This window comes from Streptosporangium sp. 'caverna' (assembly GCF_003203775.1).
Taxonomy (GTDB): domain Bacteria; phylum Actinomycetota; class Actinomycetes; order Streptosporangiales; family Streptosporangiaceae; genus Streptosporangium; species Streptosporangium subroseum.
The window spans coordinates 1,689,689-1,713,821 of sequence record NZ_CP029711.1 but is presented as its reverse complement, the minus strand read 5'-3'; the positions used below and the strand labels follow the sequence as shown (position 1 = coordinate 1,713,821).

Genomic DNA, 24,133 nt, shown 5'->3' with positions numbered 1-24,133 from the left:
GCGCCGGGCGCACAGGTCAGCGCGGCACCGCGCGCACCCATCCGCGGTCGCCGTCCAGGAATCCGGACATCGTCAGGCCCGCCTCACCGAGTTCCGCCTCGAGGAAGTCGTCGTCGAGGCGGCGGCTGAGGAAGAAGTGGGTCCAGCGCCGGTCGTCGACCGTGTACTCCATGGTGGCGGCGAGGAGGCCGGGCTCCGGTCGGCTGATCTCCGTCATGCGGACGGTACGGCCGTCACCGGTGTCCCGTTCGAAGGGCTGGATCGTGTCGTACCACCCGGGAGGCTGGCGCTGCAGGATCACGCACCCGTCATCGGCGACGTGCTCGCGGCAGGTCCTCAGAAACGCCCGGCGCAGCTCGTCGTCGGCCGTCTCGATCACGAACGACATGAGCAGGACGACGTCGAACACCCTGTGGAGCGCCAGGGACTGGATGGAGGAGCAGACCGTCTCGGCCCCCCTGACGTGTGCGAGCATCTCGGGCGACTCGTCCACGGCGACCACCTGGTGCCCGAGGGCCAGGAGGCTGTGCGTGATCCGGCCCGCGCCCGCACCGAGCTCCAGGATGGACGCCCCCTCCGGGATCGCCGCGTGAACGCGCTCCGGCTCACCGCTGGGCGTGAGCATCGCGTAGTAGTCGACCGCGCAACCGTCCGGTGTGATCGGTCCCGGGCCGGTGCCGTGATAAAACCGCCGTGATTCCATGACCGTCATCCTGCGCGACCATCCTGCGCGACGGACGGCCGCAAGGCGCTCAAAATGAACTTCTTCGGCCAACCGGCCGGCCTCGCTGACGGCACCCGGCGGAAGGAGGTCCCCGGTCGGTTCGCCGGCGCGTCACCGCAGGTCGGATGATCTTTCCGACCCGAACGGGTCCTCGCCGACGACGCTAAGGACGATCTTTCCGGTCGTACGGCCCGCCTCGCCGATCTCGTGGGCCCTGGCCGCCTGTTCGAGCGGCAGAACCGTGTCGATCTCGACGCGCAGCCGTCCTGTCTCGACAAGCGCCGCGATCGCCTTCATCCCCGCGTGGTCGGCCTCGACGATCATGAACCCGGCCCGGAGACCGAGCGCGTGCGCCTCGGACGCCAGAGACGCCTCGGCCGGTGAGGCGAGCGACACGACGATGCCGCCGTCACGCAGGGTCCGAAGTGAGCGTGGTCCGTAGTCACCCCCGATGGTGTCGATCACTATGTCGACGTCGCGGACGGCCGACGCGAAATCGACCCGGGTGTAATCGACGACCTCGTCGGCGCCGAGGCCGAGGACAAAGGCGTGCTTGGCCGAGCGGGCGGTGCCGATGACGTACGCGCCGCGCGCCTTGGCGATCTGGACGGCGAGGTGGCCGACGCCGCCCGCCGCCGCGTGGATCAGTACGCGCTGACCCGGACGTACGTCGGCGGTCTCCACCAGCGCCTGCCACGCGGTGAGCGCGGCCAGGGGAAGCGCGGCGGCCTCCACGTGGGAGAGCCCGGCCGGTTTGCGAGCGAGGTGCCGCGCCGGGGAGGTCACGTACTCCGCGTACGTGCCCGCCTCCCGCGGGTGCCGCGGCATGCCGAACACCTCGTCGCCGGGCTTGAACATCGTCACGCCGACCCCGACGGCCTCGATCACGCCGGACACGTCCCACCCCAGCCTGACCGGCGAGCCGCCCAGCAGCCCCCCGGTGGCCCGGTTCCACCGGTCGGTCGGGTTGACTCCGGCCGCGTGGACCCGGACGAGTACCTCCGAAGCGCCCGGTTCGGGAGGGTCCACCTCGACCACCTTCAGCACTTCGGGCCCTCCCAGCGACTCCTGACCGATGGCGCGCATAGTCACGTTTCCTTGCTCTCGTTCGGTTTCCCTGCGGTGTGCGACCAACGGTGCTGGAATCGGCAGACGCCGACGAGTGGCCAGATAGCCAACATGTGAAAGAATCCGGCCATGCACCGCGTCGTCGTACTGGCCCTTGAGGGTGTCTATCCGTTCGAGCTGAGCATCCCCGTCCGGATCTTCGGCACCGCGGTCGGAGAGAGTGACGAGCCGCTCTACGAGGTGATCACCTGCAGCCTCGACGGCGGCCCGGTCACGACGGACGCCGACTTCGCCGTCACCGTGGAACACGGGGTCGAGGCCTTCGAGACGGCGGACACCCTGGTGATCCCTCCGTTCACGTGCGCCCCCGGGGAGGGCAGGAACTGGCTCCCCGAACCGCTGGCCGATGCGTTCACCCGCCTCCGGCGAGGCACCCGCATCGTGTCGATCTGCACCGCGTCGTACGTCCTCGCCGCCGCGGGCCTGCTCGACGGCCGCCAGGCGACCACGCACTGGAACGAGGCCGACCATTTCCAGCGGATGTTCCCCAAGGTCAAGGTCGATGCGGATGTCCTGTTCGTCGACGACGGCGACGTGCTCACCGCGGCGGGGGTCGCCGCCGGCATCGACCTGTGCATGCACATCCTGCGTCGCGACCACGGCAGCGAGGTCGCCAACCGGGTGGCCCGCCTCTGCGTCGTACCGCCGTGGCGCGAAGGCGGCCAGGCGCAGTTCATCCAGCGTCCGGTGCCCGAACCGTCGGCGGCCACCACGTCCGCGACCCGCGCATGGGCGCTCGATCAGCTCCATCGGCCGCTCTCGCTGGCCGAGCTGGCCGGTCACGCGCGGATGAGCGTCCGCACGTTCTCCCGGCGCTTCCGCGACGAGGTGGGGATGACCCCCGGCCAGTGGCTGACCCGGCAACGGGTCGAGCACGCGCGCCGCCTGCTGGAGACCACCGACCTAACGGTGGATCGCGTCGCCGACGAGGCGGGCTTCGGGACCGCCACCTCTCTGCGCCAGCACCTGGTGGCCACGACCGGCGTCTCGCCCACGACCTACCGCCACACGTTCCGCGCCGACGACCACGCACCGGTGAGCACACCGTGCTGATCGATTTTCGGAACAGCCGCCGCCGTCTGCCTGCGGCCGGAGACGCGTGGCGACAACCTCGAACCGGCCGGACCCCTCCGCGATCGCGCCGCGCATCCGCTGGGACGCGCGGTCGGGTCGGCCGCCGCCATACTCCTGACAAGGTCCAGTAAATATGGAAACTTTATTTTGTTGATTCCGCGGTCACCGTACGGAGACCGCTGTCCGTACGCTGGCAGTGTGATCCTCTCCGTGGTATTCGACGTCGGCGAGACTCTGCTCGATGACAGCCGGGAGTTCGGTGCGTGGGCCGACTGGATCGGCGTACCGCGCCATACGTTCTCCGCCGTTCTTGGGGCCGTGACAGCGGCGGGGCGGGACAACTCCGAGGCCTTCGCGTATTTCCGGCCCGGCTTCGACCTTCATCTTGAGCGCCAGCGTCGTGAGGACGCCGGGATGGGAGAGAACATCGAGGAGCGCGACCTTTACGCGGACGTGCGTCCCGCGCTTTCCGCCCTGCGGGAGGCCGGGCTGTGGATCGGCATCGCCGGCAACCAGACCCCGCGGGCGGCCGAACTGCTCCGGAAACTGAACCTGCCGGTGGATCTGATCGCGACGTCCGGCGAGTGGGGGGTCGCCAAGCCGGATCCGGCCTTCTTCCGCCGGGTCATCGAGATGGCTCCCGGCGGTTCGGCGGAGATCGTTTACGTGGGGGATCACCGAGACAACGACATCCTCCCGGCGAGAGCGGCCGGTCTCCGCACCGCCGCCATCCGTCGCGGCCCCTGGGGGCACCTCTGGGCGAGTGACCCCGCGTTGATCGAGGCCGCCGACCGGCGGATCGACTCCCTTTCGGAGTTGCCCGCGCTGCTCGGCCGGGGCCGATGAATGGCCCGAACCCCTCATACGAGACGTCTGCGCCGAGTACCGTTCCAAGGAAATATAACGGAGCGGAGTTGATGTGTCTCTCCCCGAATTCAGCCCCACCGGCAGGCGTATAGCCGCTGCCCGCACCGGTCGCCGGCTGAGCCAGGTGCAACTCGCCGCTGCCGCGAACCTGTCGGCCAGTCTCATCCGCAAGATCGAGCAAGGGAGCAGGCGCGCGACTCCCGCCATCCTCATCGCCGTCGGCGACGCACTCGACGTGGACCCGAGCCGCCTCACCGGGAGCCTCGCTCCGAGCGACAGCCGCGTGCACGCCGCGATCCCCGGCATCCGGCAGATCATCGGCTCCTTCGACCTGCCGGAGGACGGTCCGATCCGCACGCTTCGAGAGCTGGACCCCGCGGTCCGGGCAGCGGTCACCTGGCGTCTCGAGTCCCAGTACACCAAGCTCGCGAAGACACTCCCAAGCCTCCTTCCAGAGCTCATCCGGGTCTTCCACGCGCATACGGGTCACGAGCGAGAGCGCGCCGCCACACTGCTCGCGCTGGCCTATCGGGCCGCCGACGGGGTCGCGTTCAAATACCAGTACCTCGATCTCTCGTCGCGCATCATCGAGCTGATGCGCTGGTCGGCCGCCATGAGCGGCGACGAGCTGGTGAGCGCCGCCGCGGCCTACGTCCGTACCGAGGTGTTCTTCGCCGACCACAACCTCGGCCCCGCGCTCCGGGCGCTGGAGGTGGCGGCGACCCGGGTGAACCCGGGAACGTCAATCGCCGCCTCAGCCGCCTACGGGTCGCTGCACATGCGCGCGGCGGTGGTGGCCGGAAGGTCGGGCAAGGCCACGACGGCATGGGATCACCTGGGCGAGGCGAGGGAGAGCGCCCGGCACGTGCCGGAGGGCGTGTACCACGGCACGGCCTTCGGGTCGTCGTCCGTCCGCATCCACGAGATATCCGTAGCCGTTGAGCTCGGGGACGGCGAGCGCGCGGAGCGGGCGGCGGGAGACTGGACGCCACCGCAGGCGCTACCGGCGGAGCGGCGTTCCCACTACTACATCGACCTGGCTCAGGCTCAGCTCTGGACGGGCAGGCGCGACGATGCCTTCGCCTCACTGCAACGGGCGCGGAAGATCGCGCCCCAGCACACTCGCGAGCATCCCCGGGTCCGCGAAATGCTGATCACCTTGCTGCGGCTCCAGAGGACGCCACCCGATGCCTTCCTCAGCTTCGCCGCCTGGGTACGCGCGATCTGACAGAGAATCACCGATGACACACTCTGTGTCACTCGCGGGGGCGTCTGACGGTCAATCTGTAAACCATCAGCCCCCCAGCCCATCAAGGACATCCTGTGCCAGTGGATACGCAACAGGTCATCGACTACCTGAGCAAACTCGGCAACGAACTGGAGAGCCGCAGGTTCTCCGTACTGCTGAGCACGGTCAAGGGGCGGCCCCACTTCCTCACCGTCATCAATCCCGCGGCCCCCGCTCTGAGCGAGAACGTCATGGCCCTGCCGGACACCAAGGGCGTGCTCTGGTTCTGGTTCCCCTGGCGAACGGCCATCACCCCGGCATCCGACATCGTCGCCGCAGCGGACCGCGTTGAGCGCGTCCTTGCGGAAGTCGGGCGACCGGCCTCCTGACCGACGCGGCGATATGGCCGGCGACCGGCCTCAGTCGGGTTGCGGCCGGTCAGCTGCCATATCGCCGCGTCTCCAGCCCCGCCGATCATCATGACCGCGGCTCGCCGTACTCCTTTGAGGTACGACGGAGCGGAAAAGCCCGCACGGTGCCGCGTTGGAGGGCCGGAACCGTGCGTTGTAGGGGCGCGAGCCACTGGGGGATTGTGGCTCGCGCCCCCACTTTCATCCTTCTGTCCACCGGGTGGCGATACCGCCCGCGGTCGTTGCGCCGCGAGGCGGCGCAAGATGTGGGCGAGGTCGGGGACGCGTCTCGGCCGGCCCGGGCATCCCCGTCGCCACGCGCCGTACCCGCCGCTGTAATGTCACGTAAGTGAATTTTGGGCGTGTGAGCAGCGCGGCACTGATGTTGTCCGGTGTCGCCGGGATGGTCGTTCCGAAAAGCGTGGGATCCGCGCTCGACCTGCCTGCCGCGAGCGCGCGAGGCGTGACGGAGACCCGGGCCGGGCTCGGCGGCACCTACGCCGCCCTGGGCGGATGGGCGCTGGTCAGCCGGGAGCCCGCCGCCGACGTGGCCGTAGGGGTGACCTGGCTCGGCGCGGCCGGGGTCCGGCTGGCCTCCCTGAAACTCGATCGCCCGCGTACCGACTGGACCTTCTGGGCCTACCTCGGGGTGGAGCTCGGCCTCGGCGCGACGGCCCTCGTCTCCGCCGGGACGCGGAGCAGGGCACGGCGTACCCGCGGATAGACGTCACGGGGCTCCTGTGAGCCGAGCCCTTCCCGCGGTGGGGGACACTGGCCGGATGTTCACCGAGAGCGTTGTGGCCGTGTCCGCCGAACCCGTCGTGGAACTGTTCGTCGCGCAGACAGCGGGTCCCGCCGATCGCACCCTGCTGGTGGTCCACGGGGGCCCCGACTGGGACCACACCTACCTGCGCGAACCGCTCGCGGAGCTCGCCGGCCGCCACCGGGTGGCCCTGGCGGACCTGCGCGGCTGCGGGCGTTCCACCCGTGGCCTCAGCGATGACCGGTACACCCCCGCCGCGGCCACCGCCGACCTCGTCGCCCTGCTGGACGCGTTCGGCACCCCGCGGATCGACGTCCTGGGCTTCTCCTACGGGGGACTGATCGCCCAGCGCCTGGTCCTGGCCGCGCCCGAACGCGTCCGACGGCTCGTCATCGCCTCCAGCAGCGTTCTGCCAGTGCCCCCTGACGCCTTCGACGGCTGGCGCGAACGCGAGGAGCGGCGCGCCCCGGAGTCCGCCGTGTGGTCTGACCCGTCGCTGTCCGGCCCCGAACTCACTCGCGCGGCGGCGGTCGCGGGGGCGGCGGCGAACGTCTGGCGCCCGGAGATGCTGCCCGCCTACCTGGATCGCCTGGCAGATGTCCACTTCTCCGGGGAGTGGATGCGCTCCTGGAAAGCCGGTGGCCTGCCCACCGCCCGTCACACGGACGCGGCCCAGCGGCTCGCAGCCCTCGGCATCCCTCTGCTCCTGCTCCACGGCCGGCAGGACATGATCTTCCCCGTTGCCCTGGCCGACGAGACCACGAGGCTGATCCCCTCGGCCCGTGCCGTGGTGATCGAGGAGGCGGGCCACATGGCCCACGTCGACCAGCCCCGCGCGTGGCTCGACGCCGTCGCGAGCTTCCTGTCCTGACGCTCATAGCACCCCGAGGCCGCCATTGATCAAGAGGCCTACAGGATTTCGCGCCATGCAACGTATGACCGGAATGTTGATCGGTGCGGTTTTTGGGACGGTTTTTGTGATCGTCAACGCACACAGCCCTCTGAACACAGTGATCGGAATCGTCCTTCGGGTGGCCGCCTCCGTCGGCCTCGCCTGCGTCATCGCCATGTGGGTCCTCGCCGGCCGGAGAGGAAGGGCCGACGGCGCCCAACCGGCCGGCATTCCGGGACCGCCGGCGGCGAGGATGTTCAACCGGGGCTACTGGCTGGTCGTCGTCGCCGAGGTCGTCCTGCTCTTCGGCGGGATCGCGGTGCTCCGCGCCTGGGACCGGCCCGAGGAGACCAACGTCGCCTGGATCGCGTTTGTCGTCGGTGTCCATTTCATCGCCCTGGCACCGGCCTGGAAGCAACGGAGCATCATCCTGCCCGGTGTGATCCTCAGCCTGTTCGGTGTCGCCGGGCTCGTCCTGTCGGCGACCTCCGCCGTCGAATGGGTGCCCTTCGTCAGCGGCGTGCTGTCCGGCGTGACCCTCCTGGCGGGCTGCATGTTTTTCGCCCGGCGCGGTCTGATGTCCTTCTCCGTGCAGGACCGGGTCGCCGTCGTCGGTGGCGGCGACCACACCAACTGATCACCGGCTTGGCTCTCCTGCCGTTGGAGGTGACAGCGTCACGGCCGTCGGAGGGCCGGGCTCAGTTGCCCACGCCGAGGTTGGACATGAACGCGGACGGGTATCGGTCGCCGCGGGCCGCGCTCGGCGGCACCGCCTTCTCGATTTCCGCGAGGTCGTCCGCGGTGAGGTTCAGGTCCATCGCGGGCAGCGCCTCGGCCAGGCGCTCGCGGGTGCGGGCTCCGACCAGCGGCACGATGTCCTCGCCCTGTGCGGCCACCCAGGCGATGGCCAGCTGGGCGACGGTGCACCCCTTCGCTTCGGCGACCCGGCGCAGAGCCTCCACGAGGGCGAGGTTGTGTTCCACGTTCCCGCTCGAGAACCGTGGGCTGAAGTTGCGGCTGTCGCCGGGGCCGGCGATGTGGTCGGCGGACCAGTGCCCGGAGATGAGTCCGCGGCTGAGGACGCCATACGCGGTCAGGCCGATGCCGAGCTCCCGCAGCGTGGGCAGGATGTCCGCCTCCACCGCGCGGGAGATCAGCGAATACTCGATCTGCAGGTCGGCGACCGGGTGCACGGCGTGCGCCCGGCGGATCGTCGCCGCGTCGACCTCCGAGAGGCCGACGTGCCGCACGTACCCGGCGTCGACCATCTCCTTGATCGCGCCCACCGTCTCCTCGATGGGGACCGCCGGGTCCAGCCGGGCGGGACGGTAGATGTCGATGTGGTCGGTGCCCAGCCGGGTCAGCGAGTAGGCCAGAAAGTTCTTCACCGCCTCGGGGCGGCCGTCATACCCGCCGAACCCGGAGGAGCCAGGCCCCCGCAGCATGCCGAACTTGACGCTCAGCTTGTAGCTGTCCCGATCCCGGCCGCGCAGCGCCTCGGCGAGCAGCAACTCGTTGTGGCCCATGGCGTAGAAGTCGCCGGTGTCGATCAGCGTGACGCCGTTCTCCAGCGCGGCGTGCACGGTGGCGATACTCTCCGCGCGGTCGGCTTCGCCGTAGGCGCCCGACATGCCCATCGCACCCAGGCCCAGCGCGGAAACGGCCGGGCCGGTGGTGCCCAGGGTTCGCATCTGCATGGTGTTCTCCTTCGTCGTCGATCTGTCACCCACTTTGCTCCCCCGCCGTGACATCCGGGAGCGGAGCGGTCATCGTGGGAGAGCCGCTCCCTGGATCGGCTCGCCCGCCGCGAGGGACCATGAGGGCATGCAACGTGAACAGCTCGCCGACTTCCTGCGCCGTCGCCGCGAGGCGATCCGCCCGGCCGAGGTGGGCATCGCCGACGGTCCACGTCGCCGCACCGCCGGTCTGCGCCGGGAAGAGGTGGCCATGCTCGCCGGCATGTCGGTGGACTACGTCGTACGCCTCGAGCAGGGCCGCAGCAGTCAGCCCTCGACGCAGCTGCTCGGCGCGCTGGCCCGGGCGTTGCGCCTGTCCGACGACGAGCGCGACCACCTGTTCCACCTGGCCGGCCACCGGCCCCCGCCCGCCGACGGGGTGGCCCGCCTCGCCCGCGCCGGCCTGATGCGCATGCTCGACCTGCTCGGCGACACCCCGGCCATGGTGCTGTCCGACCTGGGCGAGGTCCTCGCCCAGAACCGGGTGGCCGTCCTGCTGGCGGGCGACCACACCGGCTTCTCCGGCGATCGGCGTTACGTCGTATACCGCTGGTTCACCGATCCCGCCGCCCGCACCGTCAGCCCGCCCGAGGAGCAGGAATATCATTCCCGCCGGCTCGTGGCCGACCTGCGCGCGGCCGCCGGCCGCCGGTCCGGCGATCCCACGTTCGCCGGACTCGTCGACCGGTTGCGGGCCGCGAGCGGCGACTTCCGCCGGCTCTGGGCCGAGCACGAGGTGGCGGTCCGGCGCGCCGACCGCAAGACCATGCTGCACCCGCGGGTGGGCCGCCTGCTGATGGACTGCGAGACCCTGGTCACTCCCGACCAGGGCCAGCAGCTGCTGGTGCTCACCCCGGCGGACGCCGAGACGCGCGAGCGGCTGGAGCTGCTGCGGGTGCTCGGCCTCGAGGAGTTCCCCACGGGGGCGACGGACACGCCCGTACGGTACGAACCCGAGGGCCAGGGCCACTCATAGAACCCGAAGAACCTTCGGTTCATGCGAACTCTCGGGGATCTCGGCCCTGAACTCCTCCGGCTACGGCCAGGGGCAGAACAGCAGTGAGCCATCTTGCGGTCCGTCCGGCGCGCCCTGTCTCCGCTTTTTGGGGCACACGTCAACTCCCGCGGCCGGTTCTGCCTCGACATGGACAGCCGTCTCGACCGTGAGGGGGTCCCACCGGAACGCGGCAGAGTCGGGCCGCACTTTTGATCACTGGTCGTTGGGCTCGGGGATTTCGGCCTTGGTGTGGAGGACCTCGCGGGCCTGCTCCGCGGCGCGGAGGAGGCTCTCGGTGACGAAGTCGAGAAAGCGGGCGGTGTTTTCGAGGCGGGTGGCGGCCGGGGTGCCGGGGCCGAGGATGGCGACGCCCTGCCGTGCGGTCTCGACGAGCAGGTCGTTGGCTCGGGCGCTGGCGATCGTCGACTGGTACCAGAGGTCGTCGTCGACGACGTAGCGCTCGCGGCGGCGTTCGTCGCGTTGCCTGCGGACGAGGTCCTGGCTTTCGAGGAACGTGATCGCTTTGGAGATGGACGCCGGGCTGACCTGGAGTCGCTGGACGAGTTCGGACGTGGTGATGCTGCCCGAGTCGGTGGTGTAGATGCAGCCCAGCACCCGGGACATCATCTTGGGCAGGCCCGACTGCATGAAGACGGTGGTCAACGTCTCCTCGTACTCGCGCACGGCCTCGGCGTCGCGCCCGTGGGGCTGCGGGGACGCCTGCGGCCCCCGGGGCGCGGCCGGGCTGCGCCGATGGGTGCGGCGTTCGGTGGCGCGGTGGGCCAGGTCGGCGCGGTAGGCGGTGGGTCCGCCGTTGCGCATCACCTCACGCGTGATCGTGGAGGTGGGACGGTCCAGACCTCGGGCGATCTCCGCGTAGGCGAGGCCGTCGGCCAGCCCCAGCGCGATCTGCTGGCGGTCCTGCTGGGTGAGTCTGCCTCCCGGCATCGCGATCTCCTTCGTGTTCCTGAGGCCCCCACCATAGCGTTCACTCTCAATCCATTGCAACACATACGAAGATGACTGTTGCATTCCTTTCAACGTCATCGCAACGATTTTCTCGCTTTCACCTGCGAATATATCGATTATCCGCAACGAACATGTTGCCTTGTACTGGAATGCAACGTAGCGTTTCCATTGTCAGAAACAACGAGGCACAGGAGCGCATCATGCAGAAGTTCGCCACCCCCACCCCGATCACCACCGTCATCGACCTCCCCGCCGGACGCCTCCAGCTCATCGCCGCCGACCGCCCCGACACCACCGTCGAGATCCTGCCCACCAACCCCGCCAAAACCCGCGACGTCCAGGCCGCCGAGCAGACCACCGTCACCCACACCGACGGCGTGCTGCGGATCCACACCCCCCAGCCCAAAAACCAGCTCTTCGGCCCCTCCGGATCCATCCAGATCACCGTCCAGCTGCCCACCGGCTCCCACCTCGAAGCCACCACCGCCGCCTGCGAACTCCGCAGCGTCGGCCGGCTGGGCGAGGTCACCTTCGACGGCGCCTACCACCAGATCAAAATCGACGAAGCCGCCAGCGTCCGCCTCACCGCGGTCGACGGTGACGTGGAGATCGGCCGACTCGGCGGCTCCGCCGAGGTCAGCACCGCACGCGGCGACATCCGCATCACCGAGGCCGCGCGCGGCACCCTCGTGTTGCGCACCCAGTCCGGCGACATCTCGGTCACCGCCGCCGCGGGCGTCTCGGCCGCGCTGGATGCCGGTACCTCCTTTGGCCGGATCAGCAACGCCCTGAAGAACAACGGCGGTGTCGAGCTCGACATCCGCGCCACCACCTCCCACGGCGACATCACCGCCCGCAGCCTCTGAGGTCCGACGGCCCTGGACCTTTCCGCCCGGCCGTCGTTCTCTCCTTACGTGATGTTCCTCATCCGGTGATAATCGGTGACCGCGAATGAGAGGGATGAATGTGGATCGGGACGTCATCACGATGGACGGAGGCGGTCGGCCCCGCTGGAGTGTCCTGCTCCTCTGCGGCGCCTCCGGGACCGGGAAGACCCGGGTGAGCTATCCGCTGGCACGGCACTACGGAGTCCCGATCGTGGAGGTGGACGACCTCGTCGAGGCGCTGCAGGCCATGACCACACCGGAGCAGCAGCCGATCCTGCACTACTGGCGCACCCACCCCGAAGCCGCGCGGCTGCCCCCGGCGGACATCGCCGATCTGCAGGTCGCCGTCGCCGAGGCGCTCGTTCCCGCGGTGGACGCCATCGTGGGAAACCACCTGGAGACCGACACCCCGGTGATCATCGAGGGAGACTACCTCCTGCCCTCCCTCGCCACGCGCGACGGCTTCGCCGGGATCCCCGCCAAGGGACGGGTCGCCGCCGTGGTCCTGCACGAGCCCGACGAAGCCCAGATCGTGGCGAACTACCTGCGCCGCGAACCCGGCCTCGGCGAGCAGCTCCAACGAGCCCGGGTGAGCGCCCTCTACGGTGATCGCCTCACCGAGCAGGCAGCGAAGGCGGGCGTCCCGACGGTGACCGCGCGCCCCTGGAGCGACGTGATCGAGCGCGTCATCACGGCCGTCACCGGCACTCAGTAGGCTCCGCTGCATGTCTCCTCGCACCTCCCCCGCTCGGCCGCAGCGTTTGAAAGAGCCCCTCGCCCCCAAAATGGCGGCGTCGCTCCCCACCGCGGGGCTCCCCGAGCACGATCTCGAGGACGACGGGGTGTATCGGTCGCTGGAGTTCAGGGGGTCCGACCTGTCGTCCCGCGACGCGGACGCGGTCGAGTTCGAGACCTGCCGCTTCGTCGACACACGGTTCTCGGGGACGAAGATGCGCCGGGGCGGCTTCTCCAACGTGGAGCTGAAGGGCTGCGACCTGTCGGGCATGGCGGCCAGGTCGGCCTCGATGCACCGCACCCTGGTGTCCGCCAGCCGGTTGACCGGCATGACCTGGTCGGAGTGCGGGTTCAAGGACGTGACGTTCGACTCCTGCCGCGCCGACCTGACGGCGTTCCGGTTCTCGACGTTCAAGAACGTCGTCTTCCGCGACTGCTCCATGCCGGAGATCAACTTCCAGAACGCGGATCTGAGGGGGGTCCGGTTCGAACGCTGCAACCTGACGGAGGCCCAGTTCTCCGGGGCGCAGATGGAAGGCGCCCGGTTCGCCGACTGCGTGCTGCTGAAAATCGGCGGGGTGACCAGCCTCAGAGGCGTGATCATCAAGAGCCAGGACGCGCAGGGACTGGTCTACAGCCTGGCGAGCGCGATGGGGATCACCATCGAGGAGTAGGCGATTCGCCATCCACCGCACCCCCGTCCTGAGCAGGTGTTGTACCTTCGGGGTGGGGCGGGTGTCACGCACCGTGAACACCGCTCCCGCACGAATGCTCGGCACGGGTCCGCCGATCGCACGGCCCGGAGTGGACCGCTGTTCGAGATCGGCACACCGGTGTCACCTCTCAGTCGCCTCTCGGCTGCTCGAAAGGAAAGCACATGCGCACTGCACATCGGGTCGCGCTCGCGGGTGCGACCGCCGTCTGCCTCTCCCTGTCTCCGGGGGTCGCGATCGCCACTCCGGCCATGGGGGTCACCGGCAAGACCATCGCTCAGAGAACCGTGGCCGGAAAGGATTACATCCTGCGGGAGATCACCATCAAGCCCGGCGGGAGCACCGGCTGGCACTACCACGACGGGACGCTCCACGCGCTGGTGAAGCAGGGCATCCTCACCCACACCGGCCCCAGCTGCACGAAGACCCAGACCTACGGCGTCGGCAGCACGTTCGTCGAGCCCAGCGGGGCAGATCACGTCCATGTCGGCCGCAACCTCGGCTCCACGCCGCTCGTGCTCGACGTCCTCTACGTGAACCCGGCGCAAAGCCCGCTGTCCGAAGACGTCCCCAACCCCGGCTGCGTCTTCCAGTAGTTCGAAGGTGGTCCCCTCACCGTCGGCCGGACCGCCGACGCCGTACCGAGGACCCAACCCCGGCAACGCCTTTCAGCAATTCGAGGGTGACCCCATCTCCGTTCGCCGGACCGCCGACGCCGTACCGAGGACCCAACCCCGGCAACGCCTTTCAGCAATTCGAGGGTGATCCCATCTCCGTTCGCCAAACCGCTGACGCGTACCATGGGGAGCCTGTCATGCTGCGTTCCAACGGGGTCGTGAAGAGGTGGGCATGTCGGATCCACTCCCACCCGGCCCGGAGGATTTGGAGCAGGTCGGCGGCTACCGGCTGATCCGCCGTCTCGGCAGTGGCGGCCAGGGCGTGGTCTACCTCGGCCGGGCCCCGGCCGGCGGCGACGTGGCGGTCAAGGTGCTGCACGCCTGGATGGCGGACGACGCCGACGCCCGGCGGCGTTTCCTGCGCGAGGTCGACGTGGCACGACGGGTCGCGCCCTTCTGCACCGCCCGGGTGCTCGACATGGGACTGGACGGCAATCGGCCGTACATCGTCAGCGAATACGTCCCCGGCCTCTCTCTGCACCAGCTCGTCAAGACCGACGGGCCACGGTCGGGCGGCGGCCTGGACCGCCTGGCCATCGCCACGATCAGCGCACTCGCCGGGATCCACCGCGCCGGGATCGTGCACCGCGACTTCAAGCCGGGCAACGTCATCCTCGGCCCGGAAGGGCCGGTGGTGATCGACTTCGGCATCTCCCGCGCCCTGGACCACACCGTCACCGGGACCGGCTCGATCGGCACGCCGCCGTACATGGCGCCCGAGCAGTTCACCGACGAGTCGCCCGGGTACAGCGCCGACGTCTTCAGCTGGGCGTGCACGATGGTGTACGCGGCGACCGGCCATCGCGCCTTCCCCGGGGAAACGGTCCCCGCCATCGTGAACGCGATCCTGTATCGCGAGCCGGACCTGTCCGGCGTACCCGAGATACTCCGCCCGCTGCTGGCGGCCTGCCTGGCCAAGAACCCGGCCGAACGGCCCGCGACCGCCGACGTGTTCCGCATTCTCACCGGCGACGGCGCCGCCCCGCCCCTGCCCGGAACATCGGAGAGGTCCCCGCTCGGATTCCCGCCCGGGACGGTGCAGGAGTCCTCCCCCGGATTCGCGCCCGGAACATCGCAGGAATCCCCACCCGGATTCCCGTCCGGGACGGCGCGGGAGTCCTCCCCTGGATTCCCGTCCGGAACATCGCAGGAATCCCCACCCGGATTCCCGTCCGGGACGGCGCGGGAGTCCTCACCCGGATTCCCTGCCGCGTCACCGTTCGTACCGCCCGCCGAATCCGCGGCCTCGCCCGCTCCGCCCGCCGCATCCACATCCGCGGCCCCGCCCGCACCGCCCATCGAGTCCATGTCCGGGACCTCACTCCTGCCGCCTCCGGAGACGGCGACCGTGCCCTCCGGGGGGTCACGGAGGGCGGGCGGGATCTCGCGCCGTGCCCTGGCGGCCGCCGCGGTGGGAGTGGTCGCGATCGCGGCGGCGCTGGTCCTGCCGCCACTGCTCCGGGAGACGACCGTCACGGGGCAGGGCACCTCCGAAATCGGCACGACCCTCTCCCCGTCCACGGGCACGAGCGTCTCCCCCGCGGCGACCGGGGGGCCGGTTGCGGCGCCCTTCGGCACCCCGTTGTACGACCACCCACTGGCCGATCACAGCAACGACGTCCGGTCGATCGCCATCGGCCAGATGAAGGCGACGCCGGTGGCGATCACCGGTGGCGACGACACCACCACCCGCGTGTTCGACCTGGCCGGCGGACGGCAGCTCGGCGACCCGCTCACCGGACACACCGGGTGGGTGCGGTCGATCGCGTACGGCGAGCTGAAGGGCGCGCCGATCGCCCTCACCGGCAGCGACGACGACACGGTCCGCGTATGGGACCTGACCACGGGCAAGGAGATCGGCAAGCCGTTCACCGAGCACACCGGGGATGTCAAGGCGGTGGCGATCGGCGAGGTGAACGGCGCTCCCGTCGCCATCACCGGCGGGGCGGACCGGACCGTGCGGGTCTGGGACATCGCGACGGGCGTCCAGCTGTACGCGGCCATGACCGGCCACACGAACACGGTCTGGTCGATCGCGTACGGCAAGGTCGGCGGAGAGCCCGTCGCGGTCTCAGGCAGCGGCGACAACACGTTGCGCGTCTGGGACCTGACCAGCGGCCGGCAACTCGGCGACCCGCTCACCGGACACACCGGCGAGGTCAGGTCGGTGGCCTTCGGCCAGGTGAAGGGCGCTCCTGTCGTGATCTCCGGCAGCGACGACGCCACGGTGCGGGTCTGGGACCTGGACAGCGGACGGCAGCTCGGCGACTCGCTGACCGGCCACGACGGCACCGTCTGGGCCGTGGCCCTCGGCGAGGCGAACGACACCCCGATCGCCGTCTCCGGCGGCGAGGACCGTACGGTCCGGGTCTGGAATCTGCTCACCGGACAGCGGGTCGGCTCCCCCTTCACCGGACACACCGACCGCGTCTGGGCCGTCGCCGTCGGCCAGGTCGGCGGCGCCCCCGTCGCCGTCAGCGGCAGCCGCGACGAGACGGTACGGGTGTGGAGCCTCGCCCCGCCCTTCCCCGCTCCCGGCTCCTGACCCATCGGCGGCCGGTGGGACACGAACCCCGGAGCGGCCACCTTCCGGCCGGTTGACCGGCATGACCTGGTCGGAATGCGGATTCAAGGACGTGACGTTCGACAACGACTCCCATGGGGGCGAGGGGACCGCCCCTCTCGGGTGGTGCCATCCGATGCCGGCGACATCCAAGCGGCCCGGCACCCGTGCCCTCTCAGCTCGGCAGCACTCCGCAGTCCTTCACGACGACGTTCTTCAGAGGCCTGTCACCCTGGTCGGTCGGGGAGGATTCGATCGTACGCACCACGTCCATGCCCTCGATCACTCTGCCGAACACGACGTGCCTCCCGTCCAGCCAGGACGTTGCCACGGTCGTGATGAAAAACTGCGAGCCGTTGGTGTTCGGCCCCGTGTTCGCCATGCTCAGGAGGCCCGGACCGTCATGGCGGAGGGTGAAATTCTCGTCGTTAAATCTTTCGGCGTAAATGCTTACACCACCGGTTCCATCACCGTTGATGAAGTCGCCGCCCTGGATCATGAAGTTCTTAATCACCCGGTGGAACCCGGACCCCTCATACCCGTAGCCCTTCTCGCCGGTGGCCAACACTCTGAAGTTCTCCGCCGTCCGCGGTGCCACATCGCTACGCAACTCGACGACGATGCGCCCGATGGGTTCTCCGCCCCTCTCCATATCGAAGAACACCCTGGGAAGCCTCGGGGGGTCCCCCGCGACCCGAACCGATGCTCCGGCCGGCGTGCTCGGAGACACGACCACGACCGCGGTCACCAGGGCGACGATCACTCGACCAATGATGTGCCTGTTCATACGGAACCTCATTCGGAATCGATGATTTACGGGCGATGCATGAAAGGCGTGGCGAAGGGAGCCCCGGAATCTCCCAGCCGTCCCGGTCGTATAGGGCGACGATTCGAGGCCAATGGCCTCTGCCACGGGCCGACGCCATTCGAGTAGCCGACCTGCCGGACCGGCGAAATGCTCGGCCTTTCATGATTCACAACCGAAAGTTCGCTACTTTGAGCGTCGATGCAGATACTCACGGTAGGACGCGACCGTTGCATCATCAACGATCAAGCGCGTGTCTCCGCGGATTTCTGAGCCGGGAGACTCTCGTGTCGCCGGCCCACGGACAGTGACGTCAAAGATTTTTCGGCGCCGGTGACGCTTCGCGAGCGTCATCCGCCGCAGGCAGGCGAAGCGTCACCGCGCGCATCCCGCTCGATGGGGAAGTCGATCGAGTTCCGTGGTCTAATTTCATCACCTGTTGACTTATTTGGCGACTCGGATTAACGTTGCATACACGCACTAGTTGCAGTGATGCAAGGAGTTGTCCGATGGATCCAGTGGACCCCATGACGCCGACGGCCAGCGCGGCGCGCGACCGCCTGGCCGACGACATCGGAGACTTCCGGCGGGCTCTGATCCCCGGCTTCCTGCTCCACCTGCTGCGCGGATTCGAAGGCGACGAGCCCTCCGTGATCCAGATCGCCACGCTCTACGTCCTCGATCACCCCTCCACCCCGACGCTCCGCGAACTCGCCGAACGCATCGACCGATCGGTCTCGGCCACCAGCCGTCTGGTCGACCAGCTCGTGCGGCGGGGCCTGGTCGACCGGCACGAGGACCCCCACGACCGCCGTGCCCGGCGGATCGCCCTCACCAAGCGCGGCACGGATTTTCTGCGGGAGTTCGAGCGCGCCAGGGCCGACGCCCAGCTGGACGTCATGGCCCATCTGACCGCCGAAGAACGCGAGCTCGTGACCCGGGCGATGGCGCTGCTCGGCGAAGCCTCAAGGAGACGCACCCATGTCCATCCCACTCATCCTGAAATTTGATGACATCGGGGCAGAGATGCTGCCCCTCGTCGGCGGCAAGGCCGCCAACCTCGGCGTGCTCACCACCGCCGGGCTCCCCGTTCCGCCCGGCCTGTGCGTCACCACCGAGGCCTATCGCCGGATCACCGAGCGGGCCGGTCTGGAAGACGTGCTCACGACGCTGGCCGCGACGCCCGCCCGGGACATCACGGCCCTGAACGCGCTGGCCGCACGGGCCCGCGACCTGGTGCTCTCCGCACCGGTCCCGGACGACATCGCCGACGCCGTACGGCGGTGCGCGCACGGTCCCGTCGCGGTCCGCTCCTCCGCCACCGCCGAGGACCTGCCGCACGCCAGCTTCGCCGGGCAGCAGGACACCTACCTCAACGTGATCGGCGCCGACGCCGTGCTCGACGCGGTCCGGCGCTGCTGGGCCTCGCTCTGGACCGACCGGGCCGTCGCCTACCGCGCCGCGAACGGCGTCGATCACCACACCGTGCGGCTGGCCGTGGTCATCCAGGAGATGGTCCAGTCCGAGGTCGCCGGAGTGATGTTCACCGCCAACCCGGTCACCGGGCGGCGCCACGAGGCGGTGATCGACGCCAGCCCCGGCCTCGGCGAGGCCGTGGTCTCCGGCGCGGTCAACCCCGACCACTTCGTGGTGGACACCGCCACCGGACAGATCACCGAACGACGGCTCGGCGACAAGCGGCTGGCCGTACGGTCTCTGGCGGGTGGCGGCGTCGAGCACGTCGAGGCCCCGATGGAGGAGGCCTGCGTGACGAATGCCCAGGTAGGGGCATTGGCCGACCTCGGCCGCCAGGTCGAGGACCACTACGGATCCCCGCAGGACACCGAGTGGGCCATCGACGCCGACGGCACCCTGTGGCTGACCCAGTCACGCCCGATCACCACCCTCTTCCCGATCCCCCGGCACGCCGGACCCACCGGAGGAAACCACCCGATCGGGCTCGGTTCCACGCCGGAGGGAGGGGCGACACGCGGGGTCACCGATGCCCGTGCCGTCCCCGGCGGCGCGGCGGGATCCGTCGCCTCCGAGGACATCCGGATCTACTTCTGCTTCAGCGTGGCCCAGGGGCTCTACGCGCCGATCACCCCGATGGGCATGTCGGCCTTCCGGCTGCTGTCCTCGTCCGCCGCCGAGATGCTGGGAGCTCCGGTGCCCGACCGGCTGTCCGGGGCTCCGCTGTTCGCCGAGGCGGGCGGGCGGTTGTTCATCGACGCCACCGGGCTGATCCGCGGCAGGGTGGGCCGGGCGCTCTTCCCCAGGGTGCTCGACGTGATGGAGGCCAGGTCCGCCAAGGTTCTGCGCGGCCTGTTCACCGACCCGCGGTTCAGCGTGACCCAGCGCTCCGTGCGCCCCACCCTGCGCCGGCTCGTCAGGCTCGGGGTCCGCTTCCGGATCCCGCCGCGCGCCTTACACGCCCTGTTGAAGCCCGAGTCGGCGCACAGGCACGTGGATCAAGTGGGGGCGGCTCTGCGCGAACGGCTGGTGTCCCCGGCGAACGCCACGCCCCTGGAGCGGCTCGACCGCGTCGAACGAGTGCTGGGCACCCAGGTCATCCCGGTGCTGCCGGAGATCTTTCCGGGGGCGGCGGCCGGGTTCGCCATGCTCGGCCTGGCCTACCGCCTTCTCGGTGACCGCGCCCGCCCCGGCGAGCTCCAGACCGTCCTGCGGGGGCTCCCGCACAACGTGACCACCGAGATGGACCTGGCCCTGTGGCACCTGGCCGAACGGATCCGCAAGGATGAGACCGCCACATCGCTGCTGCTGAGCGCTCCCGCCGCCGAGCTCGTCAAGCACTTCCACGACGGGTCGCTGCCCGGCGTGGTGGATCGGGGCCTGAGGGAGTTCCTGTCCGTCTACGGCGGTCGCGCGGTCGCCGAGATCGATTTCGGGGTGCCGCGCTGGTCGGAGGACCCGACGCACATCATCGGGGTCCTGGCCAACTACCTCCGGCTGGAGGACCCGGCGCTGTCCCCCGACGCCCTGTTCACCAGGGGTGCCGCCGAGGCCGCTCTCATGATCAAGACTCTGAGCTCCCGCGCGGGCGGCCTCCGCGGCCGGACCGTCCGCTTCGCCCTGGGCCGGACACGGGCCCTGGCCGGCCTCCGCGAACTGCCCAAGTACTACCTGGTGACCGCGCTGGCGGCCCTGCGCGCCGAGCTGAGGATCATCGGCGCCGATCTGACCGCCCGCGACCTGCTCTCCTCGCCCGACGACATCTTCTTCCTGACCTTCGGCGAGGTCAGGGCCGCCCTCGACTCCACCTCCGGCCCCACCGCACTGCGCGCGCTCGTCTCCGAACGGCACCAGGACGCCGCCCGGGAGCTCCGCCGCAGGCATGTGCCCCGCGTCATGCTGTCGGACGGCACCGAGCCGGAGGCCGTCGCCACACATGCACCGGTGGACGGCGCGCTGACCGGAACCCCGGCCTCCGCGGGCCACGTCACCGGAGTCGCCAGGGTGGTCCTCGACCCGATCGGCGCCCATCTGGAGCCCGGCGAGATCCTGGTCTGCCCCTCCACCGACCCCGGCTGGACCCCGCTGTTCCTCACCGCGGGCGGCCTGGTGATGGAGATGGGCGGCGCCAACTCCCACGGCGCGGTGGTCGCCCGCGAGTACGGCATTCCGGCGGTCGTCGGCGTGGCCCACGCGATCGACCAGATCGTCACCGGCCAGATGATCACCGTCGACGGCACCTCGGGCGCCGTGATCACAGCCGTACCTTCACGTCCTCCTCGGCTGTGAAACCGGGGATTCCAGCACCCGGCCTTTCAGTCGGGTCTGAAGGAGTGCTTCCTCCCTCGCCCGAGGGACGGGCATCCGCCCTGAATATCCGGTGACAGAGTGGGCCCTCGTGCTCAACCGGTCCGGCGCGGCAACGGTTCGGACTCCGCGCCTGCGACAATCGCCGTGACGAATCGGCGATGCCGACGAGCGCCTCCTGTCGGACCGTTCAGAAAGGCAGCCACATGCCCCGCAGCCAGGTCGCCGTGCTCGGCGAGTGCGTCGCCGACGCCTTCGTCACGGGAAGCCCTTCGCAGGCCAGGCCGGGCGGCCCTTCGCAGGGCGAGCCGGGCAGCACCGCGCAGAGCGAGCTCGCCCTGCGCGTCCTGCCCGGCGGCAGCCCCGCGAACACCGCCGTGGCGCTCTCCCGCCTGGGCACCTCCGCTCGCTTTCTCGGGCGGATCTCCCGCGACTCCTTCGGCGCCCTGTTCCGCGCCCACCTCGGCGCCTCCGGGGTCGATCTGACCGGTTCCGTCACCGCCGAGGAGCCCAGCACGCTGGCGGTGGCCACCCTGGACGAGTCGGGACAGGCCGTCTACACCTTCTACGCGGAGGGCTCCGCCGACTGGCAGTGGACCGCGGCGGAGCTGACCACCGAGCGGCTCGGCGACGTCTCCTGCCTGCACACGGGCTCCCTGGCCCTGGTCCGCGCCCCCGGCGCCGAACCCGTCGAGGAGCTGCTGGCCGAGGCCGCCACCCGCGCCACCGTCTCGATCGACCCCAACGTGCGCGCCGGGTTCGTCGATCTGGCCGTCTACCGGGAGCGGATGACCCGGTGGTGCGCGCTGGCCGACATCGTCAAGCTGAGCGACGACGACCTTGAGCAGATCCACCCGGGCGAGCCCTTCGAGCGGATCTGCGACGCCTGGCACACCGCGGGCGCCCGCCTGATCGTGATCACTCGCGGCTCCCGGGGCGCGACCGTCTCCCTCGACGGCGAGCGGGCGACCGTGCCCGCGCCTCCCACGGACGTGGTGGACACGGTCGGCGCGGGCGACTCCTTCACCGCGGGACTCCTGCACCGGCTGCACGCCTCCGGCCGGCTCGGCGGCCGGCTCGACGAGCTCGACCTCGACCAGGCCAGGGACGCCGCCGCCTTCGCCTCCCGGGTCGCCGCGCTCACCTGCTCCGTCGCCGGGGCCAACCCGCCGTGGGCGCGTGACCTGGCAGGCGAGGCGTCCCCGCCGACCAGGTGATCCGGCCGGGCGTCGGGAAAACGGCGCACGACCTGGCGGAGGGATGTCTCGACCAAGCGGTTGGGGAAGGGAGATGATGGCGAGATGCCGTACGCTGACGCCTTCGCCCGCAGCATCACCGACCCCGAGGGCTTCTGGGCCGAGGCCGCCGAGGCGGTCACCTGGACCAGGGCACCCCGTCAGGTGCTGGACGCGGGAAACCCGCCCCTGTACCGCTGGTTCCCCGACGGGGAGCTGAACACCTGCTTCAACGCGCTCGACCGGCACGTCGAGGCGGGCCACGGCGACCGGGTCGCGCTGATCTACGACAGCCCCGTCACCGGCGCCTCGGGGAAGCACACCTACGCCGAACTGCTCGATGAGGTCGCGAGGTTCGCCGGGGTGCTGCGATCACTCGGGGTGGGCAGGGGTGACCGGGTGGTGATCTACATGCCGATGATCCCGGAGGCGGTGATCGCCATGCTGGCGTGCGCGCGGCTGGGGGCGGTGCATTCGGTGGTGTTCGGCGGATTCGCGCCCAGGGAGCTGGCGGCCCGGATCGACGACGCGCAGCCCACGGTCATCGTCTCGGCCTCCTGCGGGATCGAGCCCACCCGCGTCGTGCCGTACAAGCCGATGCTGGACGCCGCCCTGGAGCTGGCCGAACACCCGCCCGCGCGCTGCGTGATCCTGCAGCGCGAGCAGGCCCCGGCGGAGCTCGTGCCCGGCCGGGACGTGGACTGGGCGAGCGCGGAGGCCGAACCGGCCGAGTGCGTCCCGGTAAAGGCGACCGACCCGCTCTACATCCTCTACACCAGCGGAACCACCGGCCGGTCGAAGGGCGTCGTGCGCGACAACGGCGGGCACGCGGTGGCGCTGCTGTGGAGCATGACGAACGTCTACGACATCCACCCCGGCGAGGTGTTCTGGACGGCCTCCGACGTCGGCTGGGTGGTCGGCCACTCCTACATCGTCTACGGCCCGCTGCTGCTCGGCGCCACGACCCTGCTGTACGAGGGCAAGCCGGTCGGCACCCCCGACGCGGGCGCGTTCTGGCGGGTGATCGCCGAACACGGGGTGAGCGCGCTGTTCACCGCGCCGACCGCGTTCCGGGCGATCAAGAGGGAGGACCCGTCCGCGGCCCTGCTCGGCGGCTACGACATCTCGTCGCTGCGGACGCTCTTCCTCGCCGGAGAGCGCCTGGACCCCGACACCTACCACTGGGCGTCGGACAAACTGGGCGTCCCGGTCGTCGACCACTGGTGGCAGACCGAGACCGGGTGGCCCATCGCCGCCAACCTGCGCGGCCTGGAGCCAATGCCGATCAAGGCGGGATCCCCCACCGTGCCCGTCCCCGGCTACGACGTGCGCGTGCTCACGCCCTCGGGCGCCGACTGCGCCCCGGGCGAGGAGGGCGCGATCTGCGTACGGCTGCCGCTGCCGCCCGGCACGCTTCCCACGCTCTGGCAGGACGACGAGCGCTACGTGAAGTCCTACCTGTCGGCCTTCCCCGGCCACTATCTGACCGGTGACGGCGGCTATCTGGACGAGGACGGCTACCTCTTCGTGATGGGCCGCACCGACGACGTGATCAACGTGGCCGGGCACCGGCTGTCCACCGGGTCGATGGAGGCTGTGCTGGCCGCGCATCCGGCGGTGGCCGAATGCGCGGTGATCGGAGTGGCCGACGCCCTGAAAGGTCAGGTCCCTCATGGCTTCGTGGTGCTGAAGAGCGGGGTAGAGACCGGCCTCGACTCCCTGCGGGCCGAGCTGATCCAGGCGGTCCGGGATCAGGTGGGCGCCGTAGCGGCGTTCAAGAAGGTGGACGTGGTCCCCGCGCTGCCGAAGACCAGGTCGGGGAAGATCCTGCGCAAGACCATGCGCGGCATCGCCGAGGGAGCCGACGAGCCCGCGCCCCCGACCATCGAGGACGCGACGGTGCTGGACGTCCTGCGCCCGATCATCGGACCGAACCGGAAGCCGTAGGAG

22 protein-coding genes are annotated in these 24,133 nt (G+C 70.1%); 17 read left to right on the top strand and 5 right to left on the bottom strand.

Translation table 11 applies throughout. The features are described 5' to 3' along the window. Positions 1 to 16: 16 nt before the first annotated feature. On the bottom strand, positions 17 to 703 hold the full coding sequence (locus DKM19_RS07705; RefSeq protein ID WP_110705544.1) for a bifunctional 2-polyprenyl-6-hydroxyphenol methylase/3-demethylubiquinol 3-O-methyltransferase UbiG: 687 nt from the start codon (positions 701 to 703) through the stop codon (positions 17 to 19). A 132-nt stretch (positions 704 to 835) separates the two neighbouring features. Further along, on the bottom strand, positions 836 to 1,810 hold the full coding sequence (locus tag DKM19_RS07700; RefSeq protein WP_110695102.1) for an NADP-dependent oxidoreductase: 975 nt from the start codon (positions 1,808 to 1,810) through the stop codon (positions 836 to 838). A gap of 111 nt (positions 1,811 to 1,921) precedes the next feature. On the opposite strand from DKM19_RS07700, the gene DKM19_RS07695 reads away from it, so the two are divergent. The 7 genes from DKM19_RS07695 (at position 1,922) to DKM19_RS07665 (ending at position 7,723) form a co-directional block, all read left to right on the top strand. Next, the gene (locus DKM19_RS07695; protein ID WP_110695101.1) at positions 1,922 to 2,905 is read left to right on the top strand and encodes a GlxA family transcriptional regulator; all 984 of its coding nucleotides are present in this window, start codon (positions 1,922 to 1,924) and stop codon (positions 2,903 to 2,905) included. A 219-nt stretch (positions 2,906 to 3,124) separates the two neighbouring features. Further along, positions 3,125 to 3,772 (top strand): HAD family hydrolase, encoded by a 648-nt coding sequence (locus tag DKM19_RS07690; protein WP_369988272.1) that lies wholly within the window; start codon positions 3,125 to 3,127, stop codon positions 3,770 to 3,772. Positions 3,773 to 3,845: 73 nt separating this feature from the next. Continuing rightward, entirely contained in the window at positions 3,846 to 5,021 is a 1,176-nt protein-coding gene (locus DKM19_RS07685) for a helix-turn-helix domain-containing protein (protein WP_110695099.1), read from the top strand. A 101-nt stretch (positions 5,022 to 5,122) separates the two neighbouring features. Further along, on the top strand, positions 5,123 to 5,410 hold the full coding sequence (locus DKM19_RS07680) for a hypothetical protein (protein WP_110695098.1): 288 nt from the start codon (positions 5,123 to 5,125) through the stop codon (positions 5,408 to 5,410). A gap of 385 nt (positions 5,411 to 5,795) precedes the next feature. Further along, the gene (locus DKM19_RS07675) at positions 5,796 to 6,155 is read left to right on the top strand and encodes a DUF4345 domain-containing protein (RefSeq protein WP_110695097.1); all 360 of its coding nucleotides are present in this window, start codon (positions 5,796 to 5,798) and stop codon (positions 6,153 to 6,155) included. Between the two features lie 16 nt (positions 6,156 to 6,171). Then, the gene (locus DKM19_RS07670; protein ID WP_239514134.1) at positions 6,172 to 7,065 is read left to right on the top strand and encodes an alpha/beta fold hydrolase; all 894 of its coding nucleotides are present in this window, start codon (positions 6,172 to 6,174) and stop codon (positions 7,063 to 7,065) included. Between the two features lie 55 nt (positions 7,066 to 7,120). Further along, on the top strand, positions 7,121 to 7,723 hold the full coding sequence (locus tag DKM19_RS07665; RefSeq protein WP_204358697.1) for a hypothetical protein: 603 nt from the start codon (positions 7,121 to 7,123) through the stop codon (positions 7,721 to 7,723). 61 nt (positions 7,724 to 7,784) lie between these two features. Here DKM19_RS07665 and DKM19_RS07660 read toward each other — a convergent pair whose 3' ends face one another. Next, complete coding sequence (locus DKM19_RS07660; protein ID WP_110695095.1) at positions 7,785 to 8,783, bottom strand: aldo/keto reductase; 999 nt, start codon at positions 8,781 to 8,783, stop codon at positions 7,785 to 7,787. A 127-nt stretch (positions 8,784 to 8,910) separates the two neighbouring features. Between DKM19_RS07660 and DKM19_RS07655 the strand changes: the two genes are divergently transcribed. After that, on the top strand, positions 8,911 to 9,798 hold the full coding sequence (locus DKM19_RS07655; RefSeq protein ID WP_110695094.1) for a helix-turn-helix transcriptional regulator: 888 nt from the start codon (positions 8,911 to 8,913) through the stop codon (positions 9,796 to 9,798). A 234-nt stretch (positions 9,799 to 10,032) separates the two neighbouring features. On the opposite strand, the gene DKM19_RS07650 is transcribed toward DKM19_RS07655, so the two are convergent. Continuing rightward, positions 10,033 to 10,767 (bottom strand): helix-turn-helix domain-containing protein, encoded by a 735-nt coding sequence (locus DKM19_RS07650; RefSeq protein ID WP_110695093.1) that lies wholly within the window; start codon positions 10,765 to 10,767, stop codon positions 10,033 to 10,035. 221 nt (positions 10,768 to 10,988) lie between these two features. On the opposite strand from DKM19_RS07650, the gene DKM19_RS07645 reads away from it, so the two are divergent. From DKM19_RS07645 to DKM19_RS07625, 5 genes are all read left to right on the top strand, one after another. Beyond that, on the top strand, positions 10,989 to 11,654 hold the full coding sequence (locus tag DKM19_RS07645) for a DUF4097 family beta strand repeat-containing protein (RefSeq protein ID WP_110695092.1): 666 nt from the start codon (positions 10,989 to 10,991) through the stop codon (positions 11,652 to 11,654). 94 nt (positions 11,655 to 11,748) lie between these two features. Next, positions 11,749 to 12,390 carry a hypothetical protein gene (locus tag DKM19_RS07640; RefSeq protein WP_204358696.1) on the top strand — a complete coding sequence of 214 codons (642 nt, stop codon included), beginning with the start codon at positions 11,749 to 11,751 and terminating at the stop codon, positions 12,388 to 12,390. Positions 12,391 to 12,400: 10 nt separating this feature from the next. Continuing rightward, a complete protein-coding gene (locus tag DKM19_RS07635; protein WP_110695091.1) occupies positions 12,401 to 13,084 on the top strand; it encodes a pentapeptide repeat-containing protein in 684 nt (227 codons plus the stop codon). Between the two features lie 203 nt (positions 13,085 to 13,287). Then, positions 13,288 to 13,719 (top strand): cupin domain-containing protein, encoded by a 432-nt coding sequence (locus DKM19_RS07630; protein ID WP_110695090.1) that lies wholly within the window; start codon positions 13,288 to 13,290, stop codon positions 13,717 to 13,719. 253 nt (positions 13,720 to 13,972) lie between these two features. Then, a complete protein-coding gene (locus DKM19_RS07625; protein ID WP_110695089.1) occupies positions 13,973 to 16,345 on the top strand; it encodes a serine/threonine-protein kinase in 2,373 nt (790 codons plus the stop codon). A 193-nt stretch (positions 16,346 to 16,538) separates the two neighbouring features. On the opposite strand, the gene DKM19_RS07620 is transcribed toward DKM19_RS07625, so the two are convergent. Next, positions 16,539 to 17,015 (bottom strand): peptidylprolyl isomerase, encoded by a 477-nt coding sequence (locus DKM19_RS07620; protein ID WP_204359039.1) that lies wholly within the window; start codon positions 17,013 to 17,015, stop codon positions 16,539 to 16,541. A gap of 662 nt (positions 17,016 to 17,677) precedes the next feature. On the opposite strand from DKM19_RS07620, the gene DKM19_RS07615 reads away from it, so the two are divergent. From DKM19_RS07615 to DKM19_RS07600, 4 genes are all read left to right on the top strand, one after another. Then, positions 17,678 to 18,178, top strand: coding sequence for a MarR family winged helix-turn-helix transcriptional regulator (locus DKM19_RS07615; RefSeq protein WP_239514133.1), 501 nt, complete (start codon positions 17,678 to 17,680; stop codon positions 18,176 to 18,178). Next, the gene (locus tag DKM19_RS07610) at positions 18,150 to 20,930 is read left to right on the top strand and encodes a PEP/pyruvate-binding domain-containing protein (RefSeq protein ID WP_110695086.1); all 2,781 of its coding nucleotides are present in this window, start codon (positions 18,150 to 18,152) and stop codon (positions 20,928 to 20,930) included. Before DKM19_RS07615 ends, DKM19_RS07610 begins: the two co-directional genes overlap by 29 nt. 224 nt (positions 20,931 to 21,154) lie before the next feature. After that, positions 21,155 to 22,165, top strand: coding sequence for a carbohydrate kinase (locus DKM19_RS07605; protein WP_110695085.1), 1,011 nt, complete (start codon positions 21,155 to 21,157; stop codon positions 22,163 to 22,165). An 84-nt stretch (positions 22,166 to 22,249) separates the two neighbouring features. Then, on the top strand, positions 22,250 to 24,130 hold the full coding sequence (locus DKM19_RS07600) for a propionyl-CoA synthetase (RefSeq protein WP_110695084.1): 1,881 nt from the start codon (positions 22,250 to 22,252) through the stop codon (positions 24,128 to 24,130). The last annotated feature ends 3 nt before the right edge of the window (positions 24,131 to 24,133 follow it).